The sequence below is a fragment of the Streptomyces sp. NPDC052721 genome, from assembly GCF_040678315.1.
Classification (GTDB): Bacteria; Actinomycetota; Actinomycetes; order Streptomycetales; family Streptomycetaceae; genus Streptomyces.
Genome location: NZ_JBFATL010000001.1, coordinates 28,203 through 42,635 on the forward strand (window position 1 = coordinate 28,203; position 14,433 = coordinate 42,635).

General features: G+C 72.0%; 17 protein-coding genes. 10 read left to right on the forward strand and 7 right to left on the reverse strand.

Annotated features, from left to right (window positions below; all coding sequences use genetic code 11):
* The first annotated feature begins 4 nt into the window (after positions 1 to 4).
* The 3 genes from AB0L21_RS00130 (at position 5) to AB0L21_RS00140 (ending at position 2,356) form a co-directional block, all read left to right on the forward strand.
* A complete protein-coding gene (locus AB0L21_RS00130; protein WP_365781311.1) occupies positions 5 to 493 on the forward strand; it encodes a DUF5304 domain-containing protein in 489 nt (162 codons plus the stop codon).
* A gap of 67 nt (positions 494 to 560) precedes the next feature.
* Positions 561 to 1,514, forward strand: a complete 954-nt coding sequence (locus AB0L21_RS00135) for an ROK family glucokinase (protein WP_365698626.1) — start codon at positions 561 to 563, stop codon at positions 1,512 to 1,514.
* 98 nt (positions 1,515 to 1,612) lie between these two features.
* Positions 1,613 to 2,356, forward strand: coding sequence for an endonuclease/exonuclease/phosphatase family protein (locus tag AB0L21_RS00140; protein ID WP_365781313.1), 744 nt, complete (start codon positions 1,613 to 1,615; stop codon positions 2,354 to 2,356).
* 6 nt (positions 2,357 to 2,362) lie between these two features.
* On the opposite strand, the gene AB0L21_RS00145 is transcribed toward AB0L21_RS00140, so the two are convergent.
* Positions 2,363 to 2,992: a hypothetical protein gene (locus AB0L21_RS00145; protein WP_365698628.1), complete on the reverse strand. Its 630-nt coding sequence runs from the start codon at positions 2,990 to 2,992 to the stop codon at positions 2,363 to 2,365.
* On the reverse strand, positions 2,985 to 3,764 hold the full coding sequence (locus tag AB0L21_RS00150) for an alpha/beta fold hydrolase (RefSeq protein ID WP_365781315.1): 780 nt from the start codon (positions 3,762 to 3,764) through the stop codon (positions 2,985 to 2,987). The genes AB0L21_RS00145 and AB0L21_RS00150 overlap by 8 nt, the downstream gene beginning before the upstream one ends.
* A gap of 117 nt (positions 3,765 to 3,881) precedes the next feature.
* Here AB0L21_RS00150 and AB0L21_RS00155 point away from each other — a divergent pair, with 117 nt between their 5' ends.
* From AB0L21_RS00155 to AB0L21_RS00170, 4 genes are all read left to right on the forward strand, one after another.
* Positions 3,882 to 4,643, forward strand: coding sequence for a lysophospholipid acyltransferase family protein (locus AB0L21_RS00155; protein ID WP_365781639.1), 762 nt, complete (start codon positions 3,882 to 3,884; stop codon positions 4,641 to 4,643).
* A gap of 38 nt (positions 4,644 to 4,681) precedes the next feature.
* Complete coding sequence (locus AB0L21_RS00160; RefSeq protein ID WP_365698631.1) at positions 4,682 to 5,917, forward strand: DUF5931 domain-containing protein; 1,236 nt, start codon at positions 4,682 to 4,684, stop codon at positions 5,915 to 5,917.
* Positions 5,914 to 6,588 carry a response regulator transcription factor gene (locus AB0L21_RS00165; RefSeq protein ID WP_365698632.1) on the forward strand — a complete coding sequence of 225 codons (675 nt, stop codon included), beginning with the start codon at positions 5,914 to 5,916 and terminating at the stop codon, positions 6,586 to 6,588. The genes AB0L21_RS00160 and AB0L21_RS00165 overlap by 4 nt, the downstream gene beginning before the upstream one ends.
* 119 nt (positions 6,589 to 6,707) lie before the next feature.
* Positions 6,708 to 7,736: a 6-phosphofructokinase gene (locus AB0L21_RS00170; protein WP_365781317.1), complete on the forward strand. Its 1,029-nt coding sequence runs from the start codon at positions 6,708 to 6,710 to the stop codon at positions 7,734 to 7,736.
* A gap of 16 nt (positions 7,737 to 7,752) precedes the next feature.
* Here AB0L21_RS00170 and AB0L21_RS00175 read toward each other — a convergent pair whose 3' ends face one another.
* On the reverse strand, positions 7,753 to 9,624 hold the full coding sequence (locus tag AB0L21_RS00175) for an anthranilate synthase family protein (protein ID WP_365781319.1): 1,872 nt from the start codon (positions 9,622 to 9,624) through the stop codon (positions 7,753 to 7,755).
* A gap of 100 nt (positions 9,625 to 9,724) precedes the next feature.
* Complete coding sequence (locus tag AB0L21_RS00180; protein ID WP_158712480.1) at positions 9,725 to 9,781, reverse strand: trp operon leader peptide; 57 nt, start codon at positions 9,779 to 9,781, stop codon at positions 9,725 to 9,727.
* A 96-nt stretch (positions 9,782 to 9,877) separates the two neighbouring features.
* On the opposite strand from AB0L21_RS00180, the gene AB0L21_RS00185 reads away from it, so the two are divergent.
* Together AB0L21_RS00185 and AB0L21_RS00190 are read left to right on the forward strand one after the other, a co-directional pair.
* Entirely contained in the window at positions 9,878 to 11,230 is a 1,353-nt protein-coding gene (locus AB0L21_RS00185) for a class II 3-deoxy-7-phosphoheptulonate synthase (protein ID WP_365781321.1), read from the forward strand.
* A 152-nt stretch (positions 11,231 to 11,382) separates the two neighbouring features.
* Entirely contained in the window at positions 11,383 to 11,607 is a 225-nt protein-coding gene (locus tag AB0L21_RS00190; RefSeq protein ID WP_030641969.1) for a bacterioferritin-associated ferredoxin, read from the forward strand.
* Positions 11,608 to 11,626: 19 nt separating this feature from the next.
* Here the strand turns inward: AB0L21_RS00190 and bfr are convergent, their stop codons facing one another.
* The gene (gene bfr / locus AB0L21_RS00195; protein WP_365781325.1) at positions 11,627 to 12,139 is read right to left on the reverse strand and encodes a bacterioferritin; all 513 of its coding nucleotides are present in this window, start codon (positions 12,137 to 12,139) and stop codon (positions 11,627 to 11,629) included.
* A 171-nt stretch (positions 12,140 to 12,310) separates the two neighbouring features.
* Between bfr and AB0L21_RS00200 the strand changes: the two genes are divergently transcribed.
* Positions 12,311 to 12,943 (forward strand): sulfite oxidase-like oxidoreductase, encoded by a 633-nt coding sequence (locus tag AB0L21_RS00200; protein WP_365698637.1) that lies wholly within the window; start codon positions 12,311 to 12,313, stop codon positions 12,941 to 12,943.
* Positions 12,944 to 12,955: 12 nt separating this feature from the next.
* Here AB0L21_RS00200 and AB0L21_RS00205 read toward each other — a convergent pair whose 3' ends face one another.
* Entirely contained in the window at positions 12,956 to 13,474 is a 519-nt protein-coding gene (locus AB0L21_RS00205; RefSeq protein ID WP_365781641.1) for a DUF4396 domain-containing protein, read from the reverse strand.
* 74 nt (positions 13,475 to 13,548) lie between these two features.
* Positions 13,549 to 14,427, reverse strand: coding sequence for a deoxyribonuclease IV (locus tag AB0L21_RS00210; RefSeq protein WP_365781327.1), 879 nt, complete (start codon positions 14,425 to 14,427; stop codon positions 13,549 to 13,551).
* Between the last annotated feature and the right edge of the window lie 6 nt (positions 14,428 to 14,433).

Sequence of the window (14,433 nt, forward strand, 5' to 3'; positions counted from 1 at the left end):
CGCCATGAGCGAAGAGCGTCCCGCACCCGACCCTTCCCCTCAGGAGCCGGCGAAGGCGACCGACGCCGACGCCTGGGCCACGGCCGCCGCCGAGGACTTCGCCGCCGAGCAGGCCCGCCGCCGCGCCGAGCACGGCCCGCCGCCGGGCTCGGCGGCCGAGGAACTGAAGAAGCTCGTGGACACGGTGGCCGACAAGCTGGCCGGCCTTCAGTCACCGCTCCTCGGCGGCCTCGCCGGACCCGCCGCCCAGCAGGTGGTGCGGCAGGTCGTCCAGCAGGCGAAGGCCGCCGTCGAGCCCGTCATAGACCGCAACCCGGACGTCTTCGACCACCTGGCCGCGGCCGGCGGCGAACTGCTCGCCGCCTACCGCTCCGCCGTCCAGGCCCAGGAGCGACGCTGGACCGCCGGCCCGGCCGACCCGGCGCGGGACCGGCGGGACCCGCGCGACCCGGGCGAGGGCACCGGCCCAGGGGAACGCATCGACCTGGACTGAAACCCTCGCACGGCAGGGCCTCGGGTACGGTTGGCCGTAGCGGGGCTCGACCGAAACTGAGGGATTCATGGGACTCACCATCGGCGTCGACATCGGCGGCACGAAGATCGCGGCCGGCGTGGTCGACGAGGAAGGCAACATCCTCTCGACCTTCAAGGTGCCGACCCCCACCACGCCCGAGGCCATCGTGGACGCCATCGCCTCGGCGGTGGAGGGCGCGCGCGCCGGGCACGAGATCGTCGGCGTGGGTATCGGCGCGGCCGGTTACGTCAACCGGCAGCGCTCCACGGTGTACTTCGCGCCGAACATCGACTGGCGCAACGAGCCGCTCAAGGAGAAGGTCGAGGCGCGCACCGGCCTGCCGGTGGTGGTCGAGAACGACGCCAACGCCGCCGCCTGGGGCGAGTACAAGTTCGGCGCCGGCAAGGGCCACCGCAACGTCATCTGCATCACGCTCGGCACCGGCCTCGGCGGCGGCATCATCATCGGCAACAAGCTGCGCCGCGGCCACTTCGGCGTGGCCGCCGAGTTCGGCCACATCCGGATGGTGCCGGACGGTCTGCTGTGCGGCTGCGGCTCGCAGGGCTGCTGGGAGCAGTACGCCTCCGGCCGCGCCCTGGTCCGCTACGCCAAGCAGCGCGCCAACGCCACCCCGGAGAACGCCGAGCTGCTGCTCTCACTGGGCGACGGCACCCCGGAGGGCATCGAGGGCAAGCACATCTCCATGGCCGCCCGCCAGGGCGACCCCGTCGCCGTCGACTCCTACCGCGAGCTGGCCCGCTGGGCCGGCGCCGGCCTCGCCGACCTGGCCTCCCTCTTCGACCCGTCCGCGTTCATCGTCGGCGGCGGCCTGTCCGACGAGGGCGAGCTGGTCCTCGACCCCATCCGCAAGTCCTACAAGCGCTGGCTGGTCGGCGGCAACTGGCGCCCGGTCGCCGACGTGATCGCGGCCCAGCTGGGCAACAAGGCGGGCCTGGTGGGCGCGGCGGACCTGGCCCGGGAGCCCGACCCGATCATGTAGCGCCCGAAGGGGCGCGGGGAACGGCGCGACCAGCCACGAAGCCGCGGCAGTCGCCCACGCACCTCGCGCCCCGACCCGGTGGGCGTACATTGATCCACATGGAGCTGCTCCCCAACTCCCGCACGGAGCCCAACGGTTCCGCGGTCATCAGGGTCCTGAGCTACAACATCCGCTCGATGCGCGACGACACCGCCGCCCTCGCCAGGGTGATCACCGCCTGCGCCCCCGATCTGGTCCTCGTCCAGGAGGCCCCCCGCTTCTTCCGCTGGCGCAAGAAGCTGGCGCGGCTCGCGGCGGCCTCCGGCCAGGTCATCCTCACCGGCGGCGCCACGGCGGCGGGACCGGCGATCCTGTGCTCCCTCCGCGCCACCGTCGAACGCACGGAGGACGTCCTCCTCCCCCTCACCCCCGGCCTCCACCGACGCGGCTTCGCCACGGCGGTGGTCCGCTTCGGCGGCGCCCGCCTCGGCGTGCTCAGCTGCCATCTCTCGCTCCAGCGGGACGAGCGGCACGACCAGGGCGGCCTGCTCCTCGACCGCCTCGCCGGACTCGGTGCCGAGCACGTCGTCGCGGGCGGCGACCTCAACGAGGGCCCCGACGGCCCCACCTTCCGCAGGCTCGCCGAGACGCTCCAGGACTGCCGTACGACCGCTCCCTGGGGCGGCGAGTTCACCTCCACGCCGGCCGACCCCCACCAGCGCATCGACGCGATCTTCGCGACCAAGGGCATCGAGGTGCTGGGCTGCGGGGTGCCCCTGGACCAGCCGGGGGTGCGCGAGGCGGACCTCAGGGCGGCCACGGACCACCTCCCGGTCCTCGCCGCCCTCAGAATCCCGGCCTGAGCCGGCTCAGACCACCGCGCCGCGCCCCGGGTCGTCGTCCTCCTCGTCGTCCGTCCGCATCCGCGTCACCAGCGTCACGAAGCCGCCGAGGAACCCGCCGATGCCGAGGGTCGTCAGCCACCAGGTCATGTCCCAGCCGAGCAGCACGGCCAGCAGGACCAGCAGCGGGCCGCCGACCACGCCGAGCCAGGCGAACCGGGCGGTCGTGTCCGCGGTCGGCAGCGGGGGCGGCTCCGGCGGCACGAAGTGGCCCTCGTCGTCCTCGTCGAAGTCGTCGTCGGACGGCTCGGGCGCCGTGTAGTCCCGCGGGCCGATGCCGGGCGCGAAGGAGACCGAGCCGCCCAGCGGCCGGGCGGGCTGCCGGCCCGCGGAGTCCTCCGGGTCGCCGCGGGACTCGCTCTCCTGGTCCTTCACCGCGTTCTTCTCCAGCAGCGCGAGATCCTCGACGGGCTTGAAGGGCCGGGAGCCCGGCGGGTCCGGCGGCTCCTCGCCGTACCCGGCGACGATGGCGCGCCAGGCGGCGTCCTCGTCGAACGGCACTTCCTGCCGGTCCGGCTCGTGGGCCTCGTGGCCGCCCTGGTCCTCGCGGTCCTCGCGGCCCTCGCGGTCCTCACGGTCGGAGTCGTGCTCAGCCAACTGCGGCCGTCCCTTCCTTGCCGACACTGCGTGCGAGCCGGCCGATGAAGGCGAGGCTCTCCTCGAAGATCCGGTCCGCGTCCCTGTCCAACGTCGCGACGTGGTAGCTGTGTTCCAGCACGATCTCCGTGACGTCCGTGGCCGACACCCGGCTCAGCACCCGCGCCGAGTCGGCCGCCGGGACGACATGGTCCTGGGCGCTGCGCAGCAGCAGCAACGGCTGGGTGACCTGGGGCAGCTCGCCGTCCAGCCGGCGCAGGAACACCCGCAGCGAGTGCGCCGCGTGCAGCGGCACCCGGTCGTAGCCCAGCTCCGCCGCGCCCTCCTTCGCGATGTCGCTGGCGATGCCCTTCGTCGTCCGCACCAGATGCCGGGCCACCGGAAGGGCGTACGCCGACAGGCCGTGCACCTTGTTGGCCGGGTTGACGACCACCACGCCCGTGACCCGCTCGCCGTGCCGGGCCGCGAGCCTCAGGGCCAGCGCCCCGCCCATCGACAGGCCCGCGACGAACACCCGGGAGCAGCGCTCGGCGAGCAGCCGCAGTTCGCGGTCCACCTGCGCGTACCAGTCCTGCCAGGTCGTGAGCTGCATGTCCTCCCAGCGGGTGCCGTGGCCGGGCAGCAGCGGCAGGGACACGGTCAGGCCGTGGGCCGCGTGGTGCTCCGCCCAGGGGCGCAGCGACTGGGGCGAGCCGGTGAAGCCGTGGCAGAGGAGAACCCCCACCTCCCCGCCCTCGTGGCGGTACGGCTCGGCTCCGGGGAGAACTGGCATGTGCTTCACCGTACGCGACCGCACTGACACCGACCAGGGTCGTCGGGCCCATTGTCGGTGCTCCGGGTTAAGGTCTCTCCGACGGAAACAGGAGGCACACGGGTGTTGTACGGCACGATGAAGGTCGCCATCGGGGGGCCGCTGAAGGTTGCCTTCAGGCCCTGGGTGGAGGGCCTGGAGAACGTTCCGGCCACGGGCCCGGCCATCCTGGCCAGCAATCACCTGTCCTTCTCGGACTCGTTCTTCCTGCCGGCCGTGCTGGACCGCAAGGTCACCTTCATCGCCAAGGCGGAGTACTTCACCACTCCGGGCGTGAAGGGCCGGCTCACGGCGGCCTTCTTCAAGGGCGTCGGCCAGCTCCCGGTGGACCGCTCCGGGGCGCGCGGCGCCGGTGAGGCGGCGATCAAGAGCGGCATAGAGGTGCTGGAGCGCGGCGAACTCTTCGGCATCTACCCGGAGGGCACCCGCTCGCCCGACGGGCGGCTGTACCGGGGCAAGCCCGGCGGCCTCGCGCGCGTGGCCCTCGCCACCGGTGCGCCGGTCATCCCCGTGGCCATGATCGACACGGAGAAGATCCAGCCGCCCGGCAAGGTCGTGCCGAAGCTGATGCGGCCCGGCATCCGCATAGGCAAGCCCCTGGACTTCAGCCGGTACCAGGGCATGGAGCACGACCGGTTCGTGCTGCGCGCGCTGACCGACGAGGTCATGTACGAGATCATGAAGCTCTCCGGCCAGGAGTACGTCGACATCTACGCGACCGCCGCCAAGCGGCAGATCGCGGAGGCGGCGAAGGCGGCCAAGGAGGCGGAGAAGGCCGAGAAGGCGGCGAAGGCGGCCAAGGAGGCGGAGAAGGCGGGTAGGAAGCAGGCCGAGTCCTAGACAGGGGCACGAGGGGGAGCCGGGGGGAACCGGGGGACATGCCCAAACGTGAGCGCGTCATGCGCATGTCGGTCGAGCTGCCGCTGTGGCGCGCGCTCGCCGGCTACCGCGTCCTGACCATGCTGTACGCGATCGGCCTGTGCGCCACCGCGTACGACCACTTCAGGCGGCCCTGGGTCGCCGTCGCCTACTACGCCGTCCTGGCCGTGTGGACCCTCGCCACCCTGCCCAAGGTGGCGGGCGCGGCGAGCTGCACCCGGCGCTTCCTGGCCGCCGACCTGACCGTCGCCCTCGTCGGCATCCTGCTCACCCCGGTGGCCGACAGCCACGAGCGGATCGCGGGCGGCGGCCCCACCCTGCCGTCGATATGGACGGCGGGCGCGGTGCTGGCCTTCGCCCTCAAGGGCGGCTGGCGCTGGGCGGCCGTCGCCTCCACGGCCGTGGCCGCCGTCAACCTGGTCGAGCGCGGCCACCCCGCCCGGGACACCGTGCACAACGTGATCCTCGTCTGGGTCGCCGCCATCGCCATCGGCTACGTCGTGGAGGTGGCCCGCGCATCCGAGCGCACCCTCGCCCGCGCGCTGGAGATCGAGGCCGCCACCCGGGAGCGGGAGCGGCTGGCCCGGGACATCCACGACGGCGTGCTCCAGGTGCTGGCGATGGTGAAGCGCCGGGGCGCGGCCCTCGGCGGCGAGGCGGCCGAGCTGGGCCGGCTGGCCGGGGAGCAGGAGGTGGCCCTGCGCACACTGGTGTCGGGCGGCCTGGTCCCGGTGTCCCGGGTCTCGGAGGACCTGACGGCCGGCGCCGTGGTCCGCGTGGTGGAGGAGCCCGACGAGGACGACACGGCAGGCCCGGTCGACCTGCGCTCCCTGCTCGCCCGGTACGCGTGCGCCCGGGTCAGCCTCGCCGAGCCCGGCGCCCCGGTGCTGCTGCCGTCGGCCGCGGCCCGCGAGGTGGCCGCCGCGGTCGGGGCCGCCCTGGACAACGTGCGCCTGCACGCGGGACCGGAGGCCCGGGCCTGGATCCTGGTGGAGGACGAGCCGGACGAGATCGTCGTCACCGTCCGGGACGACGGCCCCGGCATCCCCGAGGGCAGGCTGGCGCAGGCCGAGGGCGAGGGCCGGCTCGGGGTGGCCCAGTCGATCCGGGGCCGGCTGCGCGACCTCGGCGGCAGCGCCGAGATCGTCTCCGTCCCCGGGCAGGGCACGGAAGTGGAACTGAAGGTACCGAAGGGCGCCGTGCGGGCGCGGGGGAAGAAGGCGGAGCAGCGATGACACAGCAGGACCCGATCAAGGTCATGGTGGTGGACGACCACCCGATGTGGCGTGACGCGGTCGCCCGTGACCTGGCCGAGTCCGGCTTCGAGGTGGTCGCGACCGCCGGCGACGGCGAGCAGGCGGTCCGCCGCGCCAAGGCCGCCGCCCCCGACGTCCTCGTGCTGGACCTCAACCTGCCCGCCAAGCCCGGTGTCCAGGTGTGCAAGGAACTCGTCGCCCACAACCCGGCGTTGCGCGTCCTCGTCCTCTCGGCGAGCGGCGAGCACGCGGACGTGCTGGAGGCCGTGAAGTCCGGCGCGACCGGCTATCTGCTGAAGTCGGCCTCCACCGGGGAACTGCTGGACGCGGTGCGCCGTACCGCCGTCGGCGACCCGGTGTTCACGCCGGGCCTCGCCGGGCTGGTCCTCGGCGAGTACCGGCGGCTGGCCGCCGAGCCCGCGCCCGCGCCGGACGCCGACGAGCCGGGCGCGCCCCGGCTGACGGAGCGGGAGACGGAGGTGCTGCGGCTGGTGGCGAAGGGCCTGAGCTACAAGCAGATCGCCGAACGCCTCGTCATCTCCCACCGCACGGTGCAGAACCACGTGCAGAACACCCTCGGCAAGCTCCAGCTGCACAACAGGGTGGAGCTGGTGCGGTACGCGATCGAGCGCGGCCTGGACGAGGAGTAGGACCGGCGCCATCCGCTTCCGGCCATGCGCCGGAATCACCCTTCCCGCCTCTCCCGATGTGACCTGAATCACCATTAGCGTGACCGGGTGTCAGGGAACCGCTGCGAAGGGACATTTCCATGCGGGTCGGAGTACTGACCGGGGGCGGCGACTGCCCCGGGCTCAACGCCGTCATCCGGGGCATCGTCCGCAAGGGCGTGCAGGAGTACGGCTATGACTTCGTCGGCTTCCGGGACGGCTGGCGGGGCCCCCTGGAGGGCGGCACCGTCCGTCTCGACATCCCCGCGGTGCGCGGCATCCTGCCCCGCGGCGGCACCATCCTCGGCTCCTCGCGGACCAACCCCCTCAAGGCGGACGACGGCATCCGCCGGATCAAGGGCAACCTGGCCAAGCTGGACGTCCAGGCCCTCATTGTGATCGGCGGCGAGGACACCCTGGGCGTCGCCGCGCGGCTGTCCGGCGAGTACGGGGTGCCCTGCGTCGGGGTGCCGAAGACGATAGACAACGACCTGGCGGCCACCGACTACACCTTCGGCTTCGACACCGCCGTCAACATCGCGACCGAGGCCATCGACCGGCTGCACACCACCGCCGAGTCCCATATGCGGGTCCTCGTCGTGGAGGTGATGGGCCGGCACGCCGGCTGGATCGCCCTGCACTCGGGCCTGGCCGGCGGCGCCAACGTCATCCTCATCCCCGAGCAGCGCTTCGACACCGACCAGGTCTGCGACTGGGTGACCTCCCGGTTCCGGGCGTCGTACGCGCCGATCGTGGTCGTCGCCGAGGGCGCCGTGCCGAAGGACGGCGACATGGTCCTGAAGGACCAGTCGCTGGACTCCTTCGGGCACGTCCGGCTGTCCGGGGTGGGCGAGTGGCTGGCCAAGGAGATCGAGAAGCGCACCGGGAAGGAGGCCCGTACGACGGTTCTCGGGCACGTCCAGCGCGGCGGCACCCCGAGCGCCTTCGACCGCTGGCTCGCCACCCGCTTCGGTCTGCACGCCATCGACTGCGTCCACGACGGCGACTTCGGCACGATGGTCGCCCTGCGCGCCACCGACATCGTCCGCGTCCCCCTCGCCGAGGCGACGGCCCGGCTGAAGACGGTGGACCCGAAGCTGTACCGGGAGATCGGGGTGTTCTTCGGCTGACGGCAGCTCCGGCGGGCTACACGGTCGTGCGGCGCAGCTGACCGATCAGCTCCCGTACGACCGCCGCGCCGTTCAGACTCAGTACCGACTCCGGGTGGAACTGCACGCCCGCGAAGCCGGACCCCCGCAGGGCGTGCACCTCGCCGTTCGCCGCGCGGCTCACCTCGACGCCGTGCGCCGCCAGTTCGCGGGCCGCCGCCTCGTCGCAGCGCGCGACGAAGCTGTTGTAGAAGCCGACCGTCTCCGGCCGCCCGAACAGGTCGATCTCCGTCTGCGCCCCCTGGTACGGCACCTCCTTGCGGACGAGGTCCAGGCCCAGTTCGGCCGCGATCAGCTCATGCCCCAGGCAGACGCCCAGCACCCCGTGCCGGTGCTCGCGGATCACGGTGGCCGCGAGTTCCCGCAGGAACCGCATCTTCGGGTCGGCCCCGTCGCGCGGGTCGCCCGGGCCGGGGCCCAGCACCACCGGCCCCTCGTGCGCGAGCACCGCCGCCCGCAGCCCCGGCTCGTCGTACCGCCGTACCGTCACCCCCAGCCCGCCCGAGCGCAGCACATGCGCCAGCATCGCCGTGAACGTGTCCTCCCCGTCGACCACCAGCGCGTGGCCGGCCGGCTCCGGCGCGCGCCCCTGCATCCGCAGCCAGAACGGCGCGAGCCCGGCCCGGCGGCCGTCCAGTGCGGCCCGCACCCGCGGGTCGTCGGCCAGCAGGGGCCGCTCCCGCTCCGCCCGGGGCCGGGACGGCCGTACCCCGAGGGCGGCCAGCACGCCCGCCGCCTTCGCGTGGGTCTCCGCGACCTCGCCCGCTGGGTCGGAGCCGCGCACCAGCGTCGCCCCCACCGGGACGCGCAGCCGGCCGTCGGCGGAGATGTCGGCGGTGCGGATCAGGATGGGGGAGTCGAGGGTCTGCGCGCCCCCGGAGTCCCGCCCGAGCAGGGCGAGCGCCCCGGCGTAGTACCCGCGTCCGACGCCGTCCCGTCCGAGGGGCTCGTACCGCTCGATCACCCGGCACGCGTTCTGCACCGGCGACCCGGTCACCGTCGCCGCGAACATGGTCTCCCGCAGCACGTCCCGCACGTCCAGGGAGGACTTCCCGCGCAGCTCGTACTCGGTGTGCGCGAGGTGCGCCATCTCCTTCAGCCGCGGGCCGACGACGACCCCGCCCATGTCGCCGACGGTGCACATCATCTTGAGCTCCTCGTCGACGACCATCGACAGCTCCTCGGTCTCCTTGCCGTCGGCGAGGAAGCCGAGCAGGTGCTCGGGGGTCGGACCTTCAGCGGGATAGCGGTACGTCCCGCTGATCGGGTTCATCACGACGGTCCCGCCGCTCATCCGGACGTGCACCTCCGGACTCGCCCCCACCAGCGTCCGGTCCCCGGTGTGCACCACGAACGTCCAGTACGCGCCCCGCTCGCCCTCCAGCAGCCGCCGGAACAGCGCGAGCGCGTCCGCGCGGCCGAAGCCGGGGATCTCGCCCTCGTAGGTGCGCCGGATCACGAAGTTCGCGCCCTCGCCCCGGCCGATCTCCTCGCGCAGCACCCGCCCGACGGTCTGCGCGTACTCCTCGTCGCCCACGTCGAAGCCGCCGCCCTCGACCCGCACGTCGTGCGCGGGGAGCTGGGCGAGGGCCTCGTCCAGGGGCAGCGTGTGCGTCTCCTGCGGGGTCAGCACCAGCAGCGGGGTGCCGTCGTCGCGGACGTCGAAGCCGCGCTCACGGATCTGCCGGAACGGGATCAGGGCGAGACCCTCGTCGGGAAGGTCGGCGAGCCGGTCCCGGCTGGTCACCGGGCCGAGCAGCACCTCCACCAGCTGCTCGTCGTGGCCCGGGGTGCGGCGGCGGAGCAGGGCGAAGGGGCGGGGATCGGACAGCAGGTCCTTGAGGTCCACGGGTCGGGTTCCTTCTCGATCGTCTGACGGAGAGGAACGACCCCGGACACACCGAAGGCCGCCCCTCGGGCGGCCTTCGCGAAGTTCTGGGTGCGCGCGATCAGTGGGCCGCCGGAGAAGCGGTCCACCACCAGTTCTGGGTCGAAATCGCGAACATGCGACGCAGCCTATCGCAGGTCCGCACTGTGTCCGCGGTGTCTCACAAGCTGAGCACCGGCGGGACGCCGCGACATCACCCCGTAATGTTGGGGTCGTGACCGTGAACGCTAAGACCAGCCCGAGCGCTGGCAACACCTGGCGAGACCTGCCCGCGGCGCAGCAGCCCGAGTACCCCGACCCCGAGGCTCTGCGCGCAGTGATCGCGGAGCTGGAGTCGTATCCGCCGCTCGTCTTCGCGGGCGAGTGCGACCAGCTGCGCGCCCGGATGGCGGCCGTCGCCAAGGGTGAGGCGTTCCTCCTCCAGGGCGGCGACTGCGCCGAGGCCTTCGACGCGGTGTCCGCCGATCACATCCGCAACAAGCTCAAGACGCTGCTCCAGATGGGTGCCGTCCTCACCTACGCGGCCTCCGTGCCCGTGGTGAAGGTCGGCCGGATCGCGGGCCAGTACTCCAAGCCCCGCTCCAAGCCGACCGAGACCCGCGACGGCGTGACGCTCCCGGTGTACCGGGGCGACTCCGTCAACGGTTTCGACTTCACCGAGGCCAGCCGCATCCCGGACCCGGAGCGGCTGAAGCGCATGTACCACGCGTCGGCCTCGACGCTGAACCTGGTGCGTGCCTTCACCACCGGCGGTTACGCCGACCTGCGCCAGGTGCACGCCTGGAACCAGGACTTCGTGCGGACCTCGCCGTCGGGCCAGCGCTACGAGCAGCTCGCGCGCGAGATTGACAACGCGCTCAACTTCATGCGGGCCTGCGGCACCGACCCGGAGGAGTTCAAGACCGTCGAGTTCTACGCCTCGCACGAGGCGCTGCTGCTGGACTACGAGTCCGCCCTGACCCGGGTCGACTCCCGCACCGGCAAGCTGTACGACGTCTCGGCGCACATGGTGTGGATCGGCGAGCGCACCCGTCAGCTCGACCACGCGCACATCGAGTTCGCCTCGAGGATCCGCAACCCGATCGGCATCAAGCTCGGCCCGGCCACCACGGCCGAGGAGGCCCTGCAGTACATCGACCGCCTCGACCCCGAGCGGGAGCCGGGCCGGCTGACCTTCATCGTCCGCATGGGCGCCGGCAAGATCCGCGACAAGCTCCCCGAGCTGGTCGAGAAGGTCACGGCGTCCGGTGCGACGGTGGCCTGGGTGACCGACCCGATGCACGGCAACACCTTCGAGGCGGCCTCCGGGCACAAGACCCGCCGCTTCGACGACGTGCTCGACGAGGTCAAGGGCTTCTTCGAGGTCCACAAGGCGCTCGGCACCCACCCGGGCGGCATCCACGTGGAGCTGACCGGCGACGACGTCACCGAGTGCGTGGGCGGCGGCGACGAGATCTTCGTGGACGATCTGCACCAGCGCTACGAGACGGCCTGCGACCCGCGGCTGAACCGCAGCCAGTCGCTGGACCTGGCGTTCCTGGTGGCCGAGATGTACCGGGACCAGTGACCCGGGACCGGTAGCCGCCGTCTTGGGGCGCGGATCACATCCGATCCGCGCCCCTGCCACTTTTGCGGGCGCCGGGGGATGGGTAAGGTTAGGTTTGCCTCACCGGAAATGGGGATGGCAGAAAGAGCGATCCCGTCGGGAGGTGAATCCGCGTGTACGTCTGCAGCTGCTTCGGTGTCACCGAGGACCAGGTCAAGCAGCACGCGGAGAACGGCGCCTGCACCCCGCGCCAGATAGCCTCGGCCTGCAAGGCGGGCACCGACTGCGGCGGCTGCGTCCGGCGCATCCAGGCGCTGCTCGGCCGTGGCGCCTGCCCCCGCCGGGAACTGATCGACCAGCGCGCCCCGGCCCTCGTACCGCTGGACGACGCCGCCTAGCGTCCGCGTCTCCGCGGGCTCAGTGGGTGGTGAAGCCGCCCGTGCCCGAGGAGTCGGGCTGGCTCTGCTCGATGACGGTCGCCAGGTAGAGCGCCTCGCCCAGCTTGTCCACCAGCTCCAGCTGGGTGTCCAGGTAGTCGATGTGGTGCTCCTCGTCGGCCAGGATCGCCTCGAAGACGTTCGCCGACGTGATGTCGTCCTTCTCGCGCATCACCTGGATGCCCCGGCGCAGCCGGTCGATGGCCTCGACCTCGATCTGCCGGTCGGCCTGGAACATCTCGGTCACCGTCTGCCCGACCCGCACATGGAAGAGCCGCTGGTAGTTGGGCAGGCCGTCGAGGAGCAGGATGCGGTCGGTGAGGACCTCGGCGTGCCGCATCTCGTCGAACGACTCCGCCCGCGTGTACCGGGCGAGCTTCGTCCACCCCTTGTGGTCCTGGAGCTTGGCGTGCAGGAAGTACTGGTTGATCGCGGTCAGCTCGGCGGTCAGCTGTTCGTTGAGCAGTTCGATGACCTCGGGGTCGCCTTGCATCGCTGTGGACTCCTTCCAGGTGGACCCGGCCGATAGCGCCGCATGATTGCACCGGTGAGGAAGATCGTCCAGTAAGTACGCACTTAGTAAGTACGTCCTGAGTTGATGGTAATTGCCCGGTTTGGTTGTGGGTGGTCAGGGGCACTGCCCGAGGTCTGTCAGGATGGATACATGGGTCATCCGGTGGAGCGAGAGTCTGGGGCAGCGGCAGGGTCCGAGCTTCCGCCGGGTCAGCGGCTCCAGCGCGGCTGGCCGGTCACGCACTACGGGCCGGTCCCGAAGTTCCGGCCCGAGCGCTGGGAGTTCCGCGTCTTCGGCGCCACCGCCGACGGTGACAAGCACACCTGGAACCACGAGGAGTTCACGGCCCTGCCGTACACCACGGTGGTGGCCGATCTGCACTGCGTGACGAAGTTCAGCATGGTCGGCGCGGAGTGGGGCGGCATCCCGGCCCGCGCCCTCGTGGACCTGGCCCCGCCGGCGCCGGACGTCACCCATGTGATGGTCTGGGCGGAGTACGGCTTCAGCTCGAACCTGCGCCTGACGGACTTCGTCTCCGACCGCACGATCTTCGCCACCCACAAGGACGGCGAGCTGCTCACCGCCGAGCACGGTTTCCCGGTCCGGCTGATCGTGCCCCACCTCTACGCCTGGAAGGGACCGAAATGGGTCCGGGGTGTGGAGTACATGACCGCCGACCGCCGCGGCTTCTGGGAGGAGCGCGGCTACCACAACATCGGCGATCCCTGGAAGGAGCAGCGCTACTCCTACCAGGAGGAGCCCGGGGACGGCCCCGAGCTGTGATTCCCGGCCGGCTCAGTGGTGGTACCGGTGCACCACCGCGTGCCCCTTGCCCCGGCCGATCATCCACTTGTTGACCGGGGCGGTCACCGCGAAGGCGATCACGAACGAGACCGCGAGCGAGACCCAGAACAGCGCGTCGCCCAGCGTGGCGTCCATCGCGGACGGCCAGACCAGGATCACCCCGTTGTCCATCAGCTCCATCACGGCGATGGACAGGGTGTCCGCGGCCAGCGCCACCCGGAAGGCCGTACGGAAGTCGACGCCGGCCCGCAGGACCCCGCGCAGGGTGAGCGAGTAGCCGAAGACGAAGGCCAGGACGATCGCCAGCACCATGGTCGGCAGGTTGCCCCAGCCGAAGGCCGTGCCGACGACCATGCCGAGCACCTCGCCGATGGCGCAGCCGGTGAGGCAGTGCAGGGTGGCCTGGGCGGCCATGGCCCAGGTGGCTGCGGGTGCGTGGTGCTGTCGCTGGTGGTCCGTGCCGGTGTGCCCGTGGTGGTGTGCGTGCGCTGCGTGCGCCTCGTGCCGCATGACTGCCCCCATGTCAGGTGATGGCTCCTGCGCCTGACAGGAACCATATACCCCCTAGGGGTATTCCCCAACGGTCAGTTCCCGCGGAGATTCTTCAGCCGCTCCACGTCCGCCGCGTGCCCCTCCTTGCCGCCGGGCGTCTCGATGATCAGCGGTACGCCCTCGGTCGCGGGGTGGGTCATCAGCGCCCGGAACGGGTCCTCCCCGATGTGGCCGGCGCCGATGTTCTCGTGCCGGTCCTTGTGGGCGCCCACCACATCCTTGGAGTCGTTGGCGTGGATCAGCTTCAGCCGGCCCGGGCCGACGGTGTCCACCAGCAGGTCCAGGGTCTGATGCATGCCGGCCGGCCCGGTCAGGTCGTGCCCGGCGGCGAAGACGTGGCACGTGTCCAGGCACACGCCCAGCTTCGGATGCGCGTCCAGCGCCTCGAAGTACGGCCCGAAGTCCCAGGTCCGCGAGCACAGCGAGGCGCCCTGCCCGGCGGTCGACTCCAGCAGCAGGAACGGGTCGTCGTCGTGGGTCAGCTCCTCCAGCAGCGGCAGCAGACGCGCGCGCACCTGCTTCAGCGCCACCTCCCGCGTCCGCCCGCCGGTGGCGCTTCCGGTGTGCACCACGACACCCAGCGCGCCGATCTCCCGCCCGCGCCGCAGCGAGTGCCGCAGCGACTCCACCGACCGCTCCACGGTCGCCTCGGTGTGCGAACCGAAGTTGATCAGGTACGGCGCGTGCACGTACACCGGGACCGACTCCTCGGCGCATGCCGCGCGGAACGCCTCGTCCTGCCGCGGGTTCCCGGCGGGCGTGGCCCAGCCGCGCGGATTGGCGACGAAGACCTGCACGGTCTCGGCCTTCAGGTCACGGGCGTACGACAGCCCGACGGAGTGCAGGCCACCGGCCACGGGCACATGGCTGCCGACCGGGTTGCGGGGGAGGGGGGACTGAACGGGACTCACCCGTTC